We start from the raw sequence: 20,001 nt of genomic DNA on the forward strand, positions 1-20,001 counted from the left end.
GCACACTTTGCTGGTCACCGCGGGCAAGCTCGTTTGAACCTTATCCACGCCGCGCTTCACTGTTGTGACGCGCCACGCAAAAACATCTTGATATTCTGTTTTCGTGCCCCACTTCGACGAGAAGCACACTTATCCGACCTACCGCGCCTGGCCGGCCCACCCTGGGGCACAACCTCAGCGAATCGCCAGCGCGACCCAGTAAGTCTTGAGCACAAGCAGGAACGTGACCAGCATCGGTACCCAGCGCAACTCGCTGTACAGCACCACTACCAGGACGAACAACCCGGCGGTGGCAAACACCTTGATCGCCTCGCCGACCACCAGTCCGCTGATCGAGGGACGTTCGCGCGCCATCCAGAGTCGCAGCGCGAAGAAACCGCTGGGCACGAAACACACCGTGCCACCGAATAGTGCCGACCAACCCGCCGCGCCGGCGTTGCCGCCAGCAAAAAGTCGCCAGGCAATGGCCGACAACAAAGTAACCGCAACCTGCGCCAGCACGACCCTGCCGGGCGTCATGCGCGAAGGGCGCAGCGCGCGCTCGCCGAACAGCGTTTCCGCCTCGACGCGCGACAGCGGATCGACCGCCTCTTCTTCGCGTTCTGCCTCGTCTTCCCAGGCATCACGCGTCTGCCAGTCGGTTTTCCGACCAGCATCCTGACGATCTGAAACCACCTGCTATTGCCTTTGCTCGTTGCTGCTTGTTGTTTAATCCGCCCCGGAACTTTTCTGGACCGGCCGGAATTCAAACCGCACGATTTTACGAGGAATGCACCATGCGAGTCAATCTGCTTACAGACGCCTTGCAACAGTCTGCATTTCACTTGCAATCGCCACGAACCCATAGTGCGTGCGCGGCCGACGCCCAACAATAACGCACCAGGTAATTGAGCTGCCCAAGGCTGGCGGCGCACCATGGTCGTTTATCGGCCTTGCACAGACCTTACACAGGCGTGCGCACGCCGAGCCAGAAGCGGCCGCCATCAAATTGCACCAAGCCGCTGTACAGCTGCACCGACCGTTAATCGCGCACTATTTTTGGGAAATCCCGCTCAGGCGGGTGACTGGCTTTCGCCGGGCTCGCGCAGGCGTGTCAGCACACCGTCGAGCGCATCATTGCTGGTGAAGTGAATGGTGAGCTGGCCTTTGCCCCGCACGCCCAGCTTGATCTGTACCGGCAGGCCAAGCACGTCGGATAGTTCTTCCTCAAGGCGGGCCACGTCGCGCGCCGGCGCGCCATTGTTCGGCTTCTGCAACCTGAGGTCAAAGGGCTTGAGGGTGGAGGCTACCAGCTTTTCGGTCTCGCGCACCGATAAACGTTTGTTAACGATCTGATTGGCGAGCGTGATCTGGTTGGCGCCGTCGGCGGAGAGCAGCGCACGGGCGTGGCCCATGTCGAGATCGCCCGCCATCAGCATCGTCTGCACCGGCTGGGCCAGGTTCAGCAGACGCAGCAGGTTGGACACCGCGCTGCGCGAGCGCCCTACCGATTCCGCTGCCTGCTCGTGGGTGAAATTGAATTCGCGCACCAGGCGCATGATGCCTTGCGCTTCTTCCAGCGGGTTGAGGTCTTCACGCTGGATATTCTCGATGAGCGCCATCGCGGCCGCGGCTTCGTCGGCCACGTCCTTGACCAGCACCGGCACCTCTTCGAGTCCGGCGATCCTGGAGGCGCGGAAGCGGCGCTCACCGGCAATGATCTCGTAGCGATCCGGCTCGGCAACGCGGCGCACCAGGATCGGCTGCATCAGGCCTTGAGCACGGATGCTCGCGGCCAGCTCCTGCAGCGCGCCTTCGTCCATGCGCGTGCGCGGCTGGTACTTGCCGGGCTGGAGCTGGTCCAGACGGAGTACAGAGGGGGCGCCCTCCTGCTTCACGGCGTCAACGATCTCGGCTGGCCCACCCAGCAGGGCTTCCAGTCCGCGGCCCAGGCCCTTCTTCTTCGCGGTGCTCATCTCGGTTTCCTGTATTCGGTGACTCTCAACCCGGTGACTTTCAGCCCGGCGTTCAGTCGAGTTGCTTGACGCGCGCGATCATCTCGGCGCCGAAATCGAGGTAGGCCTTGGCCCCTTTGGACGACGGATCGAACGCCACGCCCGGCACGCCATAGGACGGTGCCTCTGCCAGCCGCACATTGCGCGGGATGACGGTCTTGAACACCTTGTCGCCAAAATGCGACTCGAGCTGGGCCGACACCTGTTGCTGCAACGTAACACGTGGATCAAACATCACACGAAGCAAGCCAATCACCTTCAGGTCGCGATTGAGGTTGGCATGCACCTGCTTGATGGTATTGACGAGATCGGACAGCCCTTCCAGCGCGAAGTACTCGCATTGCATCGGCACGATCACGCCGTTGGCCGCGCACAGCCCGTTGAGGGTCAGCAGCGACAGCGACGGCGGACAGTCGATCAACACGAAATCGTACTCGGCATCGACCTCGGCAATGGCGTTCTTGAGACGTTTCTCACGCTGGTCCAGTTCGACCAGTTCCACTTCCGCGCCGGCCAGTTCGCGGTTGGCGGGCAGCACGTCGTACTTGCCGGATTCGGAATGCTGGCGTGCCTGGCTCACCGTCGACAAGCCAACCAGCACCTGGTAGACGCTGTGCTCAAGCGACTGCTTGTCGATGCCGGAACCCATCGAGGCATTGCCTTGGGGATCCAGGTCGATCAGCAACACACGCTGGTCCTGTGCCGCCAAGCCGGCGGCAAGGTTCACCGTGGTGGTGGTCTTGCCGACGCCGCCCTTCTGGTTTGCGATCACGAATACCTTGGCCATATGTTCCTGCTGCTCCTGCTTGATTTCTACCTGCCGGGGGTGGGCGCCGGCGACAACCACCGGCCGGGTCAGCGGCGCGACAGCACCACCAGGTGACGTTCTGCGTCCAGTTCCGGTACGGTCAGGCGTGGTATTGCCTCGACCTGCCACTCGGCCATCAGGCCGGCCGCTTCCATGCGATCGAGTTCGGGTTGAGGATAAACGCCCTTCATGGCAATCAGCTTGCCGCCCGGCGCCAGCAGGTGGCCGGCGAGCGATGCGAAATCGCTCAGCTCGGCAAACGCACGAGACGTGATGACTGCATACCCCTTGCCGTCTTCCAGCTTTTCGACCGGGCCCCAGTGGGCAGCGGCGTTGGACAGGCCGAGCTGTGCCCGGCACTGCGTGAGGAAGGCGGTTTTCTTTTGCACGATGTCGACCATCAGCACTGACAGGTCGGGACACGTGATGGCCAGCGGCAGACCAGGCATGCCGCCGCCCGAACCCACGTCGAGCACCCGGCCACGCGCGCCCTCCTCCACCGCCGCGGCGCGAGCCGCTTGCGCCAGCGCCGGCACGGCGGCCAGCGAGTCGAGCATGTGGTGGGTCAACATCTCGTCGGGATGACGGATGGCGGTCAGGTTATAGATGGCGTTCCATTTGCGCAGCAGTGCCAGGTAGGCAAACAACTGATCGATCTGGCTCGCGGAGAGCGCCAGGCCGATGGCGGACAAGCCGGCCTCCAGGCGGCGGCGCTGGTCGGCATCATCCACGGCCGCGTAACGTTGGTTCCTCACTCAGGCGGCCTCTTGGCTGGAGTCGGACTTGGTACGCCCCATGCCCTTCTTTTTCAGATGGACCAGCAGCAGCGAAATCGCAGCCGGCGTCACGCCAGAAATACGCGATGCCTGGCCGAGGGTCTCGGGCCGGTGCTGATTCAGCTTCTGGCCCACCTCGATGCCAAGGCCGCGCACTTCCGTGTAGTCGAAATCTTCAGGCAGGCGGGTGGATTCGTTGGCTTCGAGCTTGTCCACCTCTGCGGCTTGCCGGGCGATGTAGCCGTGATACTTGATGCCGATCTCGATCTGCTCGCGAATCTGCGCGACCAGCAGCGGGTCGGCATCGAGTGCCCGGGCAGGTGCGAACTTGCCTTCCTGCAACGCCATCAGCGCTTCATACGTGACAGCGGGACGGCGCAGCAGATCGGCGAGGTTGTACTCGCGCTCGATCGCCTTGCCGAGCAGCGGCACGGCATCGGCTTCCGGCAGGATGCTCGGATTCACCCAGGTACCCTTCAGCCGCTCTGTTTCACGTGAAACAGCATCGCGTTTCCGGTTAAATGCATCCCAGCGCACATCATCGACCACACCCAGCTCCCGGCCGGCCTCGGTCAGTCGCATATCGGCATTATCTTCCCGCAGGCTCAAACGGAACTCGGCGCGGCTGGTGAACATTCGGTACGGTTCCGAGACCCCACGGGTGATCAGATCGTCGACCAGAACTCCAAGATAGGCTTGGTCCCGCCGGGGAGTCCAGGCATCGCGCTCCCGTACGAAGCAGCCGGCATTGATCCCGGCCAGCAGGCCCTGGGCAGCGGCTTCTTCGTAGCCGGTGGTGCCGTTGATCTGCCCAGCAAAGAACAAGCCGCTGATGGCCTTGGATTCCAGCGAGGCCTTGAGGGCGCGCGGATCGAAGTAATCGTACTCAATGGCGTAGCCGGGGCGCAGGATGTGCGCGTTCTCCATGCCGCGGATCGAGTGCACCAGGGCAAGTTGCACGTCGAACGGCAGGCTGGTGGAGATACCGTTGGGATAGAACTCGTTGGTCGTCAGCCCTTCCGGTTCCAGGAAGATCTGGTGGCTGTCCTTGCTGGCAAAGCGGTGGATCTTGTCCTCGATGCTGGGACAGTACCGCGGCCCCACCCCTTCGATCACGCCGGTGTACATCGGCGAGCGATCCAGGCCGCCACGGATGATATCGTGGGTCCGGCTGTTGGTATGCGTGATCCAGCACGGCAGTTGCTGCGGGTGCTGATCGGCACGACCCAGGAAGGAGAACACCGGCACCGGATCGAGATCGCCGGGCTGCTCATCCATCACGGAGAAGTCGATGGTGCGTCCGTCGATACGCGGCGGCGTACCCGTCTTCAGGCGGCCCTGCGGCAGCTTGAGCTCTTTCAGGCGCGCCGAAAGCGAGACCGAGGCGGGGTCGCCCGCGCGGCCGCCAGTGTAGTTATCCAGCCCCACGTGAATCTTCCCATCGAGGAAGGTACCGGCGGTCAGCACCACGGCGCGTGCGCGGAAGGTGATGCCGACCTGCGTGACAGCGCCGACAACACGATCACCCTCCACCACCAGGTCATCCACGGCCTGCTGGAACAGCATCAGGTTGGGCTGATTCTCCAGCCGCACGCGAATCGCTTTGCGATACAGCACACGGTCCGCCTGAGCGCGGGTGGCACGTACGGCCGGGCCCTTGCTGGAATTCAGGATGCGGAATTGGATGCCCGACTCATCCGTGGCTGCCGCCATGGCGCCGCCCATTGCATCCACCTCCTTGACGAGATGACCCTTGCCAATGCCGCCGATGGACGGATTGCAGCTCATCTGACCAAGGGTCTCGATGTTGTGGCTCAGCAGCAGCGTCTGGCAACCCATACGCGCCGCGGCGAGTGCAGCTTCCGTGCCGGCGTGGCCACCACCGACAACAATGACATCGAATTCTTTTGGGTAAAGCATGGAGGCACCTCCTCCGGGAGGCTAGCGGGAAATGAATCGGGATGCCGAATTATAGCGGCATTCGCTGTGGCTTCCCTGGGCCACGGCATGTTTCACGTGAAACATGCCGCATGAATAACTCGGGTGTGTTCCACGTGAAACAAAAAAACCGGGCTCGATGGCCCGGCTTGAATGCCGACTGGATTAACGTCTACGCATCATGCCCTACCCTGCTCTCGCAAGTAGCTGGCAATGCGCTCGACTAGTTGGCCCAGATCCGCCTGAAGCTGGCCGAACCCGCCGTTGCGCTCGCGCGTCGCCTCATCCATATAGAGCGGTCGGCGAATCTCGATCTGCAAGCTGTTACGCCGTTCGGCCGGTCGGCCAATCTGCGCGATCAGTTGCACACCCTTGTAGGGATCGTTGCGCGCCACCGTATAGCCGAGCGCCCGCAACTCGGATTCCACCAGCGCGACGAAATCCGGCTCGCAAGTCGTGCCATCGCGATCACCCAGAACGAAGTCGGCCAGTGGATGCGGACTCTGGATCTTGAGCCGCTCATAGGCGTTGTTCGGCATGGAGTGCAGGTTCAGATGCCAGACCGCACCGAAGCGCTGAAAGGCCTCCTCCACCGCCGCCGATAGCGCCTGATGATAGGGGCGGTAGTATCGATCGATCCGGCCGCGTACCTCTTGCAGCGAGAGCTTGCGACCGTAGATTCGCGTTGCCGCATCCACATTGCGCCAGATCAGCCCATAGCCAAGGCGCGTCTTTTCGCCCGGCGCCAGCGGCTCAGGCCAGGTGCCATCCAGCAGTTCGGGATCCAGATCGTCAAGCGTACGATTGGGATCGATATAGACACGGGGGAAATTCGCAGCGATCAGCGTGCCGCCGATCCGCGGCACAGCTTCCCACAGCGATTCCACGTGGGTGTCTTCGCCGCTCCGGAGCCGCTGCAGCGGGATGGCCGCACCGAAGTCCTGCGGGTAGCACGTGCCGCTGTGCGGCGAATCGCAAACCAGCGGCAAGGCCTGAGCCTGCGGCGCGGACTGGAAAAAGGGTTCGAAGCTATCGTTCATGCCATCAATCCAGTTTGATGTTGGCGGCCTTGGCGACGCGCGCATAGCGCGTCATGGCCTGCTGGATCTGTACCTTGAAGCCATCCGGCGTGGTCGGCACGAGCGTGCCGCCGGACTCTTCCACCTTGCGCTTGAACTCCGGGTTCTGCATGGCTTTGTGGATGGCGCGATTGAGCTTCTCGATAATAGCCGGCGGCGTGCCCGCGGGTGCCACGATGCCGAACCAACCGCCATCCCCCATCTCCTTGTAGCCCAGTTCCGCGTAGGTCGGGACGTTGGGCAGTAGCGGCGAACGCGCGGAGCCCAGCACGGCTAGCGGGCGCAGCCTCCCGGATTTCACGTGGGGCAGCGCGGACGACAAGTTGTCGGTGATGGCACTAACCTGCCCCGCCACCGCGTCGTTGAGTCCCAGACCGGCGCCCTTGTACGGTACGTGCAGCAGGTCGATCTTGGCCAGCATCTTGAAGTTCTCGATATTCACATGACCCAGGGAGCCCGCACCTGGCGAAGCAACGCTGTACTTGCCGGGGTTGGCACGCGCCAGGGCAACGAACTCCTGCATGGTCTTGGCCGGTACGCTGGGATGCACCGCGAACACGCTGGGGACCGCCATCACATTGGTGACCGGCGCGAAGTCCTTGATCGGATCGTAATTCAGCTTGGGGTACACGGCCGGGTTGGAACCGTGCGTGCTGACGGTAGCCATGCCGATGGTGTATCCATCCGGTGCCGAGCGCGCGACCTGCTCCATGCCGAGCGAGCCGCCGGCACCGCCCTTGTTCTCCACCACGATCGGCTGGCCCAACTCGCGGCCGCCGAACTCCGCAACCAGGCGCGCCGACAGGTCGGTCGAGCCGCCCGCGGCAAAAGGTACGACCAGGCGGATCGGGCGGTTCGGATAGTTGGCCTGCGCGAGCGCGCCGCCGGCGGCGCAGAGGCTGGCGCACGCCGCCAGGCAGGACAGGACGAAATGCCGGCGCGGCAAACTGGCTCGGATCATGAGGGTTTTCTCCTTGGCGTTATATGGGAAGGTGGCCAAGTGTCGGCAGTTTACCGGGTCCGCACAAACGACTATATTGCACGCTTGCATTACCAAAGCTCATTCTCGGCTCCCCCCATGCGGCTACGCTCGCCCTCGATGTCCGAACTGCATGCCTTTGCCGCCGCAGCGCGACTGGGCAGCTTTACGCGTGCGGCGGAGGATCTGTGTGTCACCCAGGGGGCGATCAGCCGCGCCATCGCCCGCCTCGAATCGCACTTCGGCCAGCCCCTTCTCCAACGCAATGCGCATCGCCTGACCCTGACCGATGCCGGCCGGCAGCTGCTCGACTCAGTAGCCGGCCCGCTGGCAGCCATTGAGAACGCCAGCGCCGCCCTGCTCTCTCGCGACCGTCAGCATCACCTCACGCTGTCCGCCGTGCCCACGCTGGCCAGCGTATGGCTGATACCGAGGCTGCCGGATTTCCACCGTCGCCACCCCGAGATCCGCCTGGACTTCGTGCCCTACCGGCGCAATGAGGACTTCTCAGGCCCGGCGCCGGATGCCGCAATCCTCGCCGGCGCCTCGGACCGCTGGCCGGGCCTGCAATGCGACTACGTGATCGGCAGCGAGATGGTACCCATCTGCCATCCCGACCGGGCCCGCGCCCGCCATGAATCCGGACGATGGTCCCAACCGGCAGAACTGCTCGAGGAACCCTTGCTCTACCACACCACCGCCCCGGCCAACTGGCAGCACTGGCTATGTGCGGCAGGCGTACCCAGTGCTGCGCCGGCGCTTGCCACGGGCTTCGACCAGGTCTCGATTCTGGTCCAGGCGGTCAAGGCGGACATGGGAGTGGCAGTGTTGCAGCGCTGTCTGGTACGAGACGAGATCGCCGCAGGGCGCGTAGTGGCGCCGTTTGATTTGCCGATCAGGCTGACGCGGGGGTACTTCCTGTGTGCGCCTAGGGAGAGGCGGGACCATCCCGCATTTGCCAAGTTTCGTGCGTGGCTACTCGGCATGGCAGCGCAAGATCCCGATGTGCTGCAGGCCAACCAGGTAAATTCACCCGATAAATAATTGAAGTCAGAATTTTGTAAATAATTTCGTCTATCGAATGGCAAATAGCTCCGTGGCGCATAGGTATTTCCATAACGAATTTAACTTCAGCTCATATGTAAATTAAAATTCTTATCATGAATATTTAGCGTACCTATCGCTGCGCTAGCCTTTGATCACGAACATTGCCGCACCGGGTCGGCCTCTGGCAATCCGGCCCACAAATAATAATGGCGGAAAATGTCCTCCATTATTCGTCATATGAATCCTGACAATCGATAAAGCCTAAGCCGCCTTCTTCGCCAACCCCAGATACGTCTCGATCACCTTCGGGTTAGCCGCCAGCTCGGCAGCCGGCCCCTCCATCGCCATATCCCCCGTCTCGATCACGTACCCGTAGTCCGCCACCTGCAGCGCCGCCCGCGCGTTCTGCTCGATCAGCAGCGTCGCCACCCCCGTCTTGCGCAGGTCATTGATGATGTGAAAGATCTCCTTGACGATCAGCGGCGCCAGCCCCAGGCTCGGCTCGTCCAGCATCAGCAACTGCGGCTTGGCCATCAGCGCGCGGCCCACCGCCAGCATCTGCCGCTCACCCCCGGACAGCGTGCCGGCGTCCTGCTTCGCCCGCTCCTTCAGGCGCGGGAACAGGCCGTAGACCACTTCCATCTGGTCGAGGAAGTTCTTCTCACCCGCACGCTTGCGACGATAGGCGCCCAGCACCAGGTTGTCCGCCACGCTCATCGAGCCAAACAGTTCGCGCTTCTCCGGCACCAGGCACATGCCGCGCGCCACGCGCCCTTCCACCGGCAGGCCGGCGAGGTCGTGGCCGAGGTAGGTCACCGCGCCGGTGGACGAACCGCTCACCGGCAACGCGCCCATGATGGCGTTGAGCATGGTGGACTTGCCCGCGCCATTGGGGCCGATCACCGTGACGATCTTTCCCGCTTCCACTTTCAGGTTGGCGCCGTGCACGGCTTCGACCTTGCCGTAACGCACGTGCAGGTCCTTCACTTCCAGGATCAGGCTCATTGTCGTTTCCTTACTCCACGCCGCCGAGATAGGCCTCGAGCACCGCCGGGTCCTTCTGCACGTCCTCGGGCACGCCTTCTGCAATGCGCGTACCGAACTCCATCACCACCAGCCGGTCCGTCAGATTCATCACGAAGTCCATGTCGTGCTCGACCAGCAGCACGCTCATGCCCTCGCCCTTGAGCTTCTTCAGCAACTCGGCCAGTGCCTGCTTCTCCTTGTAGCGCAGCCCCGCCGCGGGCTCATCCAACAACAGCAGCGCGGGATCGCAGCACAGCGCGCGCGCGATCTCCAGGATGCGTTGCTGGCCCAGCGCGAGGCTGCCGGCTTCCATGTACATGCAGTCGGCCAGGCCCACGCGCTCGAGCTGGCGCGCGGCTTCGTGCAGCAGCTTGGCCTCCTCGCTCTTGTTCATGCGCAGGATCGCTGCCGTCACGCCGCCTTGCGGCGCAAAGTCGCCGCGCAGGTGTGCACCGATGGCCACGTTCTCCAGCACGGTCATGGTGGGCAGCAGATGCACATGCTGGAAGGTGCGGCCGATGCCGCGCTTGACGATCTCGCGCGAGGGCAGCCCGGAGATCTGCTCGCCGCGATACAGCACCTCGCCGCGCGTGGCGGGCAGCACGCCGGTGACGAGGTTGAAGGTGGTGGACTTGCCCGCGCCATTGGGGCCGATCAGCCCGATGATCTCGCCGGCGCGGACCTGGAAGCTCACATCGTTGACCGCCACCAGCCCGCCGAACTCCTTGCGCGCGGCTTTGACATCGAGGATCAGTTCGCCGGCCTGCGGCTTGGCGCGCAACGGCAGCGCGGGCGCTTGCGCCGGCGCCATCACCGGCGGCCCGTTGGGGAACAGCTTCTTGATGAACGGCCAGATGCCATCGCGCGCGTATTGCAGCAGCAGCACCATCAGCACGCCGAACACGATGGTTTCGAAGTTGCCGTTGGCGCCCAGCAGCTTGGGCAGCACGCCTTGCAGCACGTCCTTCAGGATGGTGAGGATGCCGGCGCCAAGCACCGCGCCCCACACGTGGCCTACGCCGCCCACCACCGCCATGAACAGGTACTCGATGCCGTAGTTCAGCCCGAACGGCGTGGGGTTCACCGCGCGCTGCAGATGCGCGTAGAGAAAGCCGGAGATGCAGGCCAGCATCGCCGCCACCACAAAGATCACCACCTTCATCCACGCGGTGTTCACGCCCATCGCCTCGGCCATGGTGCCGCCGCCCTTCAAGGCGCGGATGGCGCGGCCCGGGCGCGAGTTGAGCAGGTTCTGCATGGCGATCACCGACACCAGCACCACGGCCCAGATCAGGTAGAACATCGAGCGCCCGGAGGCCAGCTCGATGCCGAGCACGTGCAGCACGGGAATGCCGTTGAGGCCGTCGTACTTGCCGAGGAATTCCAGGTTGCCGAACAGGAAAAATAGCGACAGGCCCCAGGCGATGGTGGCGAGCGGCAGGTAGTGGCCCGACATGCGCATGGTGATCAGGCCGATCACATAGGCCGAGGCCATCGTGATCACCAGCCCGACCAGCAGGCCGAGCCAGGGCGAAAGCCCGAACTGCGTGGTGAGGTAGGCGGTGCTGTAGGCGCCCAGCCCGACGAAGGCGGCCTGGCCAAAGGAGGTCATGCCACCCACGCCGGTGAGCAGGACCAGGCCGATGGCGACGATGCTGTACAGGCCGATGTAGTTGCCCAGCGTGATCCAGAATTCGGGCGTGGGCAGCACGGGCAACAGCGCCAGCACTACCGCGAAGGCCAGCAGGAAGATTCGGTTCTTGAGGTTGGTGTTCATGGCGTGTCCCTTATTCCTCGTCTTCCACATGCTTGCTGGTGAGCGAGCGCCACAGCAGCACGGGCAGGATCAGGGTGAACACGATGACCTCCTTGAACGCGCTGGCCCAGAAGGACGAATACGATTCGAGCAGCCCCACCAGGATGGCACCGGCGGCCGCCACCGGGTAGCTCACCAGACCGCCAACGATGGCACCGACGAAGCCCTTCAGGCCGATCAGGAAGCCGGACTCGTAGTACACCGTGGTCAGCGGCGCGATCAGGATCCCGCACAGCGCGCCCATTGCCGCTGCCAGCGTGAACGACAGGCGCCCGGCCTGCGTCGTGCCAATGCCGACCAGCCGCGCGCCCAGGCGATTGACCGCCGTGGCACGCAGCGCCTTGCCGGCGATGGTGCGTTCGAAGTAGAAATACAGCCCCGCGATCATCAGTGCCGATACGCCAACCACCCAAAGGCTCTGCCCGGAGATCGTCAGGCTGCCCACTTCAAAGCGCGCCTCGGAGAAAGGCGCGGTGCGCGAGCCCTCGGCGCCGAACATCACCAGCCCCAGCCCCACCAGTGCAAAGTGCACGCCCACCGAGACAATCAGCAGCACCAGCGTGCTGGCTTCGGCCAGCGGCTGGTAGGCAAGACGGTACAGCATGGGCCCGAGCGGAATCACGATCAGCAGCGTCAGCGCGATCTGCGCCAGCATGGGCATCGACTGCCCGTCGAAGTTCTGCGCGAGCAGATGCACGGCCAGCGGGAAGACCAGGTATTTGCCAGCCAGTACCGCAATCCGCCTGGGCGCGGTCCGGCGCAGTTCGGCGCTGCGCAGGATGGTGACCGTCTCATAGAGAAAGGTGAGCACGCCCATGACCAGCAGCAGCCAGCTGCTTTGCGGCGCATGGCCGGACTGAATCGCCGCCAGTGTCAGCGCGCCATAGGCGACGAACTCCCCTTGCGGAATGAAGATGACGCGGGTCACCGAGAACACCAGCACCAGGGCCAGCGCGAGCAGCGCATAGATGGCGCCCGAGGTGATGCCGTCCTGCGCCAGGATGGCGGCGATCGAGAGGTCCATTGTCTCCCCGTATTGTTGGTGAGTCCCGCCGGCGGAGGGAAGCCGGCTGGCTTGTGAAATTACGAGTTACGAAATATGAAACAACTTACGCATAGCGGAAATCCCGACGAACCCTTAGATTCCGCAGTGCCGCATCGGTAATCGGCACGGCCGGCGGGAAGCTATGCATATGCCGGGTGCAGCATATCCGCAGCGCACCATGGCCGTCATCCCGTTTTGCTTATCCTGGCAAACGCCATATTCATTAACACGTTAAAGATCTCGCATGGCGGATGCGGTGTCAAGTGCGGGATTGCCTGTAGTCGCGCAATGGCGTGGGCCGGCATGAGCCGGCACCAACAAAAAGGGCGCATGGCTGGCCATGCGCCCTTTTTGCATCCAATGCAGCCAGTCGTGCCGCTTACTTGGTCTGCAGCTTCCACTTGCCGTCGACGATCTCCACCATCACGCGCGCGCGCTGGTCCAGGCCAAGGTGGTCGGTCGGCGTCATGTTCATGATGCCGTGGGAGATCGGCAGCTCCTTGGTCTGCTCCATGGCATCGCGCAGCGCCTTGCGGAACTCCTTGGTGCCCGGCTGGCCCTTCTTCAGCGCCTCGGGGATGGCTCGCTGCAGCAGCAGGCCGGCATCCCAGGCGTGGCCGCCGAAGGTCGAGACCTGGCCGCCGAATGCCTTTTCGTACGCTGTCTTGTAGGTAATGGCAGGCTTCTTCACCGGGTTCGTGTCCGGCAGCTGCTCGGCCACCAGCAGCGGGCCGGCCGGCAAGAAGGTGCCTTCGCAATCCTTGCCGCACACGCGCAGGAAGTCGGCGTTGGCCACACCGTGGGTCTGGTAGATCTTGCCCTTCCAGCCACGCTCCTTGAGCGCCTTGGCGGGCAGCGCGGCGGGCGTGCCCGAGCCTGCGATCAGCACGGCGTCCGGGTTGCTGCCCATCATCTTGAGCACCTGGCCGGTGACCGAGGTGTCGGTGCGCGCAAAGCGTTCATTGGCCACCACCTTGATCTTGCGCATCTCGCCGACCTTGGCGAACTCTTGCGCCCAGCTATCGCCATAGGCGTCCGCGAAGCCGATAAAGGCAACCGTCTTCACGTTGTGGTTGGTCATGTGCTCGGCAATGGCGGTGGCCATGTGCGAGTCGTTCTGCGGCGTCTTGAAGACCCAGGCGCGCTTGGCATCCATCGGCTCGATGATGCGGGCCGAGGCGGCCAGCGTGATCATCGGCGTTTCGTTCTCGGCGACGACATCCACCATGGCCAGCGAGTTGGGCGTCACGGTGGAGCCGACAATCACGTCGACCTTGTCTTCGCTGATCAGCTTGCGCGTATTCTTGACCGCGGTGGTGGTGTCCGACGCATCGTCGAGCACGATGTACTCGATCTTCTTGCCAGCGATCTCCTTGGGCAGCAGCGAGATGGTGTTCTTCTCGGGAATGCCCAGCGAGGCGGCGGGCCCGGTGGCCGATAGCGTTACCCCGACTTTGACCTGTGCGCTGGCAGTGCCGGCGCACAGGCTGGCGGCGGCGAGAGCCAGCAGGCTGGCGCGCTTGAATGTCATCGTGTCTCCTTCCATTGCGGCAAACGGAAGAGGCATCCGTGCCGCCTCGCGGCCAGTCGGATGCCTCAATCTGGTCTTCTGTTCTTCTGGTCTGTCTTGTCCTGGTGGATCTTATTGTGCCGGTGCCCTTTCGGTGCTTTTCAGGCCCGTATCCAGGCGCAACGCCGGCGCCTGCCTGCTACCCCGGGGCGATGGGCGAATCCGCGTCCGCCCTGCCCCAATCTCCCGTCCTGCGCGTGATCCCCGGCGGCGCTCGGCGGGGCTCGCCAGGCAATGCCATGGTGCGCCACGCCGGCCGCTCATTCACCGACCGCCCGGTCGGGAATGCGTAGCGAGTCTAGCAACAGGCATATCGCCGGGCTAGCGGGATTAACCCGCATCGCAGCATGCAAGCGACACGGCCGCGAACCGACGCTCAGCGGCCGAACGCATCCCAGGCGGTTTTCACGATCAGCGCTGCCACCACCACGATAAACACGCGCCGCACAAAGGCGCTGCCATGCTTGAGCGCGAGGCGGCTGCCAATCTGGCTGCCGCCCACGTTAGCCAGCGCCATGACCAGCCCGAGCTGCCACCAGACGTGCCCCTTCGCCGCCAGCAGCAGCAAGGCCGCCAGGTTGGTGGCGAGGTTGACCACCTTGGTCGATGCCGAGGCGTGCAGGAAATCGTAGCCAAACACGCGCACGAACACGATCATCAGGAAGCTGCCGGTGCCCGGCCCGAACACGCCGTCGTAGAAGCCGATCACGGCGCCCGCCAACAACGCAGCGGCGCGTTCCTTGCCGCCGGAGAGCGACGGTGCGTGCTCGGTGCCCAGGCTCTTCTTGGCCACCGTATAGACCAGCAGGGCCACCAGGATAAAGGGCAGCGACTTGCGCAGCGGCTCCGCGGGAATGAGCGTGAGCGCGTAGGCACCCGCCATCGAAAAGGCGAAGGCCGACAGCATCGTCGGCAAGGTCGCACCCCAGTAGATGCGCACGCTGCGGCCATAGCGCAACGCCGCATTGGTGGTACCGGCCAGCGACGCCACCTTGCTGGTGCCGAGCAGCGTGGCCGGCGCCATGTTGGGATAGGCCGAAAACAGCGCGGGGATCTGCACCAGGCCACCGCCGCCGGCGACAGCATCGATCAGGCCGGCAAGAAAAGCGGCAACAGCAAGAAACGCGAATTCCATGGACGCGGGGAAACGAAGAAAGAGAAAACGGAGGGAACGAGCGAAGGAGGTGAACCAAGCGCGGCAGGCGCGCTGGAAGCGTCAGCCCAGCATCTTGGCGGCTGGTGACAAATTGAGATGCCACAGGCCGCTGGCATGCGGCGCAAAGCCGGCCGGTGCGGCCTGCGCCGCTGTCAGCAGCGCCGGCGCCAGCAACAGATGGCGCACGCCATGCGCGCTGCACCAGTCGGCCAGCAGGCCACAGCAATCCAGCAGCAAGGCGGCGCCCCTGTCCGCCGGCACGTCACCGGCCCACCATTCGGTGGCAAGCGCCGCAAGGCCGGCAAGTTCGAGATGCGGTATCAGCGTAACGGGCAGGCAACCGAGCAGATCCGGGCCGGCGCTGGCCTGCGCCACCACACAGGCCCCGCGCTCAGGCCGGGCAAGCAGGCCCTCCAGCAGCGCCTGCCGGGCGCGCGCCGCCGCGACGGGCAATGCGTGCCGTGATTGCAGCCAGGCGCCCAGGTTTTGCGCATCGCCAGTACCGGCCAGGCATATCGAGGCCGGGGTCATTGCGGATTCAGGCGGGGAAGGAATTAGAGAGGGGGGATCTGACGGCATGGCGGGCCCGGTGGCAAGGCCGCATTGTCGCATGCGCAATCGGTGGCTTTGACGACGATTCCGCATGGCGAAAACATCACGCACCAGGAACGGGCATGCAACCCGGAAATTAAAAAAGGCGTTGCCGAGGATCACCCAGCAACGCCCTTATCTTATATTGACACTGCAGCCTAGTGACTGCGCGCCTGTCGTCTCCTCGCTTCCGCCTCCATTTAACCTGCGAAAACCGTATATGGAATGTAACGAAGCGGTGCGTTTCGAGCAAGCTAGAAGAAACCCTAGCCCCAAAATCGGGCATGTCGCCCCACGATCACTCCCGGGCCTTCCCAAAGCGGGCAAGAAGCTCGCCCATGATGCCGCGGCGGAACGTCAATACGCAGATCACGAAGATCACGCCGGTCACCATTGTGACGGATTCGCCCAGTGAGTTGAACCACTCGATGCCCGTCGTCGAGGCCAGGAAGGTGCCGATGTCGCCAAGCTTGTTTTCCAGCGCCACCACCACGAAAGCCCCGACCAGCGGGCCCGAAAGCGTGCCCAGGCCGCCAACCAGCGTCATCAGGATCACCGAGCCCGACATGGACCAGTGCACGTCGGTCAGCGTGGCAAAGCCCAGCACCAGCGCCTTGATCGACCCGGCCAGCCCGGAAAGAGCCGCAGACAGCACAAACACCATCAGCTTGAAGCGGTCCGTATCGTAGCCCAGCGAGATGGTGCGCGGCTCGTTTTCCTTGATCGCCTTGAGGATCTGGCCGAACGGCGAATGCACGGTACGCACGATCAGCGCGAAGGCCGCCACGATGATCGCCAGCGCCACGTAATACAGTGTCAGATCGTTGGCTAGCGACAACACACCGAACAGCTTGCCGCGCGGAATGCCCTGCAAGCCATCCTCGCCCCCGGTGTACGGCACCTGCAGGCAGAAGAAGAACAGCATCTGCGCCAGCGCCAGCGTGATCATGGAGAAATAAATGCCTTGCCGGCGAATCGCGATGTACCCGACCACGTAGCCGATCAAGGCGCCCGCCAGCGTGCCCAGCACCAGCCCAACCTCAGGCGTGACGCCCCACACCTTCATCGCATGCCCGGCCGTATAGGCCGCGCCGCCGAAGAAGGCCGCATGGCCGAACGACAGCAGCCCGGTATAACCGATCAGCAGATTGAAGGCGCACGCGAACAGCGCGAAGCACAGCACCTTGAGCACGAACACCGGATACGCTCCGGCCATCGGCGCCAGGACCAGCGCTGCCAGCAACAATCCGTACAACAGTTTCTTCTGCACGCCCCGCCCCTGTCTTGTCTGCCCCGCGGCCACTGCCGCGCCGGTTGGTTGGTTCATCACTTCTCCCTCCCGAACAGTCCGGCCGGGCGCAGCATCAGCACGATCACCATGATGAAGAACACGACCGTGGACGAGGCCTCGGGATAGAACACCTTGGTCAGGCCCTCGATCACGCCCAGGCCGAGGCCGGTCAGGATCGAGCCCATGATCGAGCCCATCCCGCCGATCACCACCACCGCGAACACGATGATGATCAGGTTCTGCCCCATCAGCGGCGAGATCTGGATCACCGGTGCCGCGAGCACGCCGGCAAACGCCGCCAGCGCCACGCCGAACCCGTAGGTCAGCGTCACCATCAGCGGCACGTTGACGCCAAAGGCTTCAACCAGCTTGGGGTTCTCGGTGCCAGCGCGCAAATAAGCGCCCAGCTTGGTCTTCTCGATCAGGTACCAGGTGGAGAAGCACACCACCAGCGAGGCAGCCACCACCCAGGCCCGGTAGTTCGGCAGGATCATGAAGCCCAGATCCGTGGCGCCGCTCAGCGCCTCGGGCGCCGAGTACGGCAACCCCGACACCCCATAGATCGAGCGGAAGATGCCTTCGATCACCAGCGTGATGCCGAGCGTCAGCAGCAGGCCGTAGATATGGTCGAGCTTGTAGATCCAGCGCAGCATGGTGCGCTCGATCACGATGCCGATCAGCGCCACCGCCAGCGGCGACAGCACCAGCATCACCCAGTAGTTGAGCCCGGCGTACTCCATGCCCATCCAGGCCAGGACCGCGCCGAGCATGAACAGCGCCCCGTGGGCAAAATTGATGACGTTGAGCAGCCCGAAGATGACCGCAAGGCCAAGGCTCAACATCGCATAGAAGGCACCGTTGACCAGTCCCAGCAGTAACTGGGACAGCATGGCGGGCAGAGGAATACCGAAGATGTCCATCGCAGGCGTTACCGTTTGCGCACCAGCCGGGATTCGTCGTTCCCCGCCAGGCAGGCGCTGTCAAAATGAAGCGAAGAAAGACACTGGCCCCCACTCCCGAACCCGGTCAACATGCAACGGTCCCGGGCGGGGGCGTCATACCTCAATCAACTCTACGCAACTCAACTCAGTTCAAACGCTTACTTCTTCATCATCGCGCACTTCGATTCCGCCACCGTGGTGAAAGCCTGCTCACCCGGGATCGTGGCCACCACCTTCAGGTAGTCCCACGGCTTCTTCGATTCGGCCGGCGACTTCACCTGCATCAGGTACATGTCGTGGATGCCGCGGCCATCCTGGCGGATGTAGCCCTTGGTGTAGAAGTCGTTGATCTTCATCTTCTTGAGCTCGGCCATGACCTTGTCCGGATCATCCGTCTTGGCTGCCTCGACCGCCTTCAGGTACGTATGCGCGGCAGAGTAGTCGGCGGCCTGCAAGCTGCTCGGCATCTTCTTCATCTTGGTGAAGAAGCGCGCGGCGAACTTGCGCGTATCGTCGTTCATGTCCCAGTACCAGCTGTCGGTCATCAGCAGGCCTTCGGTGTTCTTCAGGCCCAGGCTGTGGATGTCGTTGATGAACATCAGCAGGCCGGCGATCTTCATCGTCTTGGTGATGCCGAATTCCTTGGCCGCCTTGATCGAGTTGATGGTGTCGCCGCCGGCATTGGCCAGGCCGAGGATCTGCGCCTTGGACGATTGCGCCTGCAGCAGGAACGACGAGAAATCCGATGCCGACAGCGGATGGCGCACCGAGCCCACCACCGTGCCGCCGTTGGCCTTCACCACGGCCGCGGTATCGTTTTCCAGCGAGTGGCCGAAGGCATAGTCGGCGGTCAGGAAGAACCACGACTTGCCACCCTGCTTGACCACCGCGCTGCCGGTACCCTTGGCGAGCGCCACCGTGTCATATGCATAGTGCACGGTGTACGGCGAGCACTCTTCGTTGGTCAGGCGCGCCGAGCCGGCACCGATATTGAAGTAGACCTTCTTCTTCTCCGAGGCCACCTTGTTCATGGCCAGGCCGGTGGCGGAATTGGTGCCGCCGATCAGCACGTCCAGGCCCTGCTGGTCCATCCACTCGCGCGCCTTCGAGGCGGCGATGTCGGCCTTGTTCTGGTGATCGGCCGAGACCAGCTCGATCGGCTTGCCCAGCACCTTGCCACCGTTGTCCTCGATTGCCATCTTGATGGCTTCGAGGCCGCCCGGGCCGTCGATGTCGGCGTACAAGCCAGACATGTCGGTGATGTAGCCGATCTTGACGGTATCGCCCGAGACCTGCGCCGATGCCGAACCCATTGCCACGCCCGTTACGATAGCCGCCAGAGCGACCGCCAGCCGAGTCATCTTCATTGCCTGTCTCCTTAGTTTCGGCGGCACCTGACGCCACCCGTTCCTGCCCTAAAACAATGCCTGCGATTCATGACAGCGCCGCGCGCCGATTCGAATCAGACCCCAAGCAACTCGTTCAGCACCGGCATCTTGGCCTGCAGCTCCGCAGCCGCGAAGCGCTCGACGATCGTGCCGTGTTCCATCACATAAAAACGGTCGGCCAGCGGCGCGGCAAAGCGGAAGTTCTGCTCCACCATCACCACCGTGTAGCCCTTTTTCTTGAGCATCAGGATCATGCGCGCCAGCGCTTGCACGATCACGGGCGCAAGGCCCTCCGAGATCTCGTCGAGCAGCAGCAGGTTGGCGCCGGTGCGCAGGATGCGCCCGACGGCCAGCATCTGCTGCTCGCCGCCCGACAGGCGCGTGCCCTGGCTCTGGCGGCGCTCCTTCAGGTTAGGGAACATCTCGTAGATCTCGGCCTCGCTCATGCCGGTGACCGCGCTGGCGCCCTGCCCTTTCAGCAGCGGCGGCAACAGCAGGTTTTCCTCGCACGACAGGCTGGCGAAGATGCCCCGCTCTTCCGGGCAATAGCCGATGC

At 63.6% G+C, this 20,001-nt stretch carries 18 protein-coding genes; 1 reads left to right on the top strand and 17 read right to left on the bottom strand.

Annotated features, from left to right (window positions below):
- Positions 1-174 precede the first annotated feature (174 nt).
- The 7 genes from AC1Q7Q_RS28910 to AC1Q7Q_RS28940 form a co-directional block, all read right to left on the bottom strand.
- Positions 175-675 (bottom strand): ATP synthase subunit I, encoded by a 501-nt coding sequence (locus AC1Q7Q_RS28910; protein ID WP_043350778.1) that lies wholly within the window; start codon positions 673-675, stop codon positions 175-177.
- Between the two features lie 377 nt (positions 676-1,052).
- Positions 1,053-1,955: a ParB/RepB/Spo0J family partition protein gene (locus tag AC1Q7Q_RS28915; protein ID WP_043350783.1), complete on the bottom strand. Its 903-nt coding sequence runs from the start codon at positions 1,953-1,955 to the stop codon at positions 1,053-1,055.
- Positions 1,956-2,007: 52 nt separating this feature from the next.
- Positions 2,008-2,781 (bottom strand): ParA family protein, encoded by a 774-nt coding sequence (locus AC1Q7Q_RS28920; RefSeq protein WP_150987514.1) that lies wholly within the window; start codon positions 2,779-2,781, stop codon positions 2,008-2,010.
- 68 nt (positions 2,782-2,849) lie between these two features.
- Entirely contained in the window at positions 2,850-3,557 is a 708-nt protein-coding gene (rsmG, locus tag AC1Q7Q_RS28925; RefSeq protein WP_253929173.1) for a 16S rRNA (guanine(527)-N(7))-methyltransferase RsmG, read from the bottom strand.
- The gene (mnmG, locus tag AC1Q7Q_RS28930; protein WP_492375609.1) at positions 3,558-5,498 is read right to left on the bottom strand and encodes a tRNA uridine-5-carboxymethylaminomethyl(34) synthesis enzyme MnmG; all 1,941 of its coding nucleotides are present in this window, start codon (positions 5,496-5,498) and stop codon (positions 3,558-3,560) included.
- 197 nt (positions 5,499-5,695) lie between these two features.
- Positions 5,696-6,556 (bottom strand): N-formylglutamate amidohydrolase, encoded by an 861-nt coding sequence (locus AC1Q7Q_RS28935; protein WP_492375618.1) that lies wholly within the window; start codon positions 6,554-6,556, stop codon positions 5,696-5,698.
- A 4-nt stretch (positions 6,557-6,560) separates the two neighbouring features.
- A complete protein-coding gene (locus AC1Q7Q_RS28940) occupies positions 6,561-7,556 on the bottom strand; it encodes a Bug family tripartite tricarboxylate transporter substrate binding protein (protein WP_492375610.1) in 996 nt (331 codons plus the stop codon).
- Between the two features lie 117 nt (positions 7,557-7,673).
- Between AC1Q7Q_RS28940 and AC1Q7Q_RS28945 the strand changes: the two genes are divergently transcribed.
- A complete protein-coding gene (locus tag AC1Q7Q_RS28945; RefSeq protein WP_492375611.1) occupies positions 7,674-8,618 on the top strand; it encodes a LysR substrate-binding domain-containing protein in 945 nt (314 codons plus the stop codon).
- A 264-nt stretch (positions 8,619-8,882) separates the two neighbouring features.
- Here AC1Q7Q_RS28945 and AC1Q7Q_RS28950 read toward each other — a convergent pair whose 3' ends face one another.
- The 10 genes from AC1Q7Q_RS28950 to AC1Q7Q_RS28995 all read right to left on the bottom strand — a co-directional run.
- Positions 8,883-9,626, bottom strand: a complete 744-nt coding sequence (locus AC1Q7Q_RS28950; protein WP_174426825.1) for an ABC transporter ATP-binding protein — start codon at positions 9,624-9,626, stop codon at positions 8,883-8,885.
- 10 nt (positions 9,627-9,636) lie between these two features.
- Positions 9,637-11,424 (bottom strand): branched-chain amino acid ABC transporter ATP-binding protein/permease, encoded by a 1,788-nt coding sequence (locus AC1Q7Q_RS28955; RefSeq protein WP_492375612.1) that lies wholly within the window; start codon positions 11,422-11,424, stop codon positions 9,637-9,639.
- A 10-nt stretch (positions 11,425-11,434) separates the two neighbouring features.
- Positions 11,435-12,487: a branched-chain amino acid ABC transporter permease gene (locus AC1Q7Q_RS28960; protein WP_150987529.1), complete on the bottom strand. Its 1,053-nt coding sequence runs from the start codon at positions 12,485-12,487 to the stop codon at positions 11,435-11,437.
- Positions 12,488-12,887: 400 nt separating this feature from the next.
- Complete coding sequence (locus AC1Q7Q_RS28965; RefSeq protein WP_183034091.1) at positions 12,888-14,039, bottom strand: ABC transporter substrate-binding protein; 1,152 nt, start codon at positions 14,037-14,039, stop codon at positions 12,888-12,890.
- A 415-nt stretch (positions 14,040-14,454) separates the two neighbouring features.
- Entirely contained in the window at positions 14,455-15,213 is a 759-nt protein-coding gene (locus AC1Q7Q_RS28970; protein ID WP_492375613.1) for a sulfite exporter TauE/SafE family protein, read from the bottom strand.
- 81 nt (positions 15,214-15,294) lie between these two features.
- Positions 15,295-15,765 (bottom strand): hypothetical protein, encoded by a 471-nt coding sequence (locus tag AC1Q7Q_RS28975; protein ID WP_492375614.1) that lies wholly within the window; start codon positions 15,763-15,765, stop codon positions 15,295-15,297.
- 358 nt (positions 15,766-16,123) lie between these two features.
- Positions 16,124-17,152, bottom strand: coding sequence for a branched-chain amino acid ABC transporter permease (locus AC1Q7Q_RS28980; protein WP_492375615.1), 1,029 nt, complete (start codon positions 17,150-17,152; stop codon positions 16,124-16,126).
- Entirely contained in the window at positions 17,152-18,036 is an 885-nt protein-coding gene (locus AC1Q7Q_RS28985) for a branched-chain amino acid ABC transporter permease (RefSeq protein WP_043350832.1), read from the bottom strand. The genes AC1Q7Q_RS28980 and AC1Q7Q_RS28985 overlap by 1 nt, the downstream gene beginning before the upstream one ends.
- A gap of 179 nt (positions 18,037-18,215) precedes the next feature.
- Positions 18,216-19,424: an ABC transporter substrate-binding protein gene (locus AC1Q7Q_RS28990; RefSeq protein ID WP_441635794.1), complete on the bottom strand. Its 1,209-nt coding sequence runs from the start codon at positions 19,422-19,424 to the stop codon at positions 18,216-18,218.
- A 95-nt stretch (positions 19,425-19,519) separates the two neighbouring features.
- The coding region (locus AC1Q7Q_RS28995) for an ABC transporter ATP-binding protein (RefSeq protein WP_492387240.1) at positions 19,520-20,001 on the bottom strand (482 nt) is incomplete at its 5' end.

It is taken from the genome of Cupriavidus sp. GW823-FHT07A04 (assembly GCF_058794615.1).

Coding starts and splice junctions, on each gene's coding strand:
- AC1Q7Q_RS28985 (WP_043350832.1), bottom strand. CDS start 18,036: ATGGACATCTTCGGTATTCCTCTGCCCGCCATGCTGTCCCAGTTACTG.
- AC1Q7Q_RS28935 (WP_492375618.1), bottom strand. CDS start 6,556: ATGAACGATAGCTTCGAACCCTTTTTCCAGTCCGCGCCGCAGGCTCAG.
- AC1Q7Q_RS28940 (WP_492375610.1), bottom strand. CDS start 7,556: ATGATCCGAGCCAGTTTGCCGCGCCGGCATTTCGTCCTGTCCTGCCTG.
- AC1Q7Q_RS28920 (WP_150987514.1), bottom strand. CDS start 2,781: ATGGCCAAGGTATTCGTGATCGCAAACCAGAAGGGCGGCGTCGGCAAG.
- AC1Q7Q_RS28970 (WP_492375613.1), bottom strand. CDS start 15,213: ATGGAATTCGCGTTTCTTGCTGTTGCCGCTTTTCTTGCCGGCCTGATC.
- AC1Q7Q_RS28990 (WP_441635794.1), bottom strand. CDS start 19,424: ATGAAGATGACTCGGCTGGCGGTCGCTCTGGCGGCTATCGTAACGGGC.
- AC1Q7Q_RS28950 (WP_174426825.1), bottom strand. CDS start 9,626: ATGAGCCTGATCCTGGAAGTGAAGGACCTGCACGTGCGTTACGGCAAG.
- AC1Q7Q_RS28955 (WP_492375612.1), bottom strand. CDS start 11,424: ATGAACACCAACCTCAAGAACCGAATCTTCCTGCTGGCCTTCGCGGTA.
- AC1Q7Q_RS28915 (WP_043350783.1), bottom strand. CDS start 1,955: ATGAGCACCGCGAAGAAGAAGGGCCTGGGCCGCGGACTGGAAGCCCTG.
- AC1Q7Q_RS28960 (WP_150987529.1), bottom strand. CDS start 12,487: ATGGACCTCTCGATCGCCGCCATCCTGGCGCAGGACGGCATCACCTCG.
- AC1Q7Q_RS28980 (WP_492375615.1), bottom strand. CDS start 17,152: ATGAACCAACCAACCGGCGCGGCAGTGGCCGCGGGGCAGACAAGACAG.
- AC1Q7Q_RS28945 (WP_492375611.1), top strand. CDS start 7,674: ATGCGGCTACGCTCGCCCTCGATGTCCGAACTGCATGCCTTTGCCGCC.
- AC1Q7Q_RS28975 (WP_492375614.1), bottom strand. CDS start 15,765: ATGACCCCGGCCTCGATATGCCTGGCCGGTACTGGCGATGCGCAAAAC.
- mnmG (WP_492375609.1), bottom strand. CDS start 5,498: ATGCTTTACCCAAAAGAATTCGATGTCATTGTTGTCGGTGGTGGCCAC.
- AC1Q7Q_RS28965 (WP_183034091.1), bottom strand. CDS start 14,039: ATGACATTCAAGCGCGCCAGCCTGCTGGCTCTCGCCGCCGCCAGCCTG.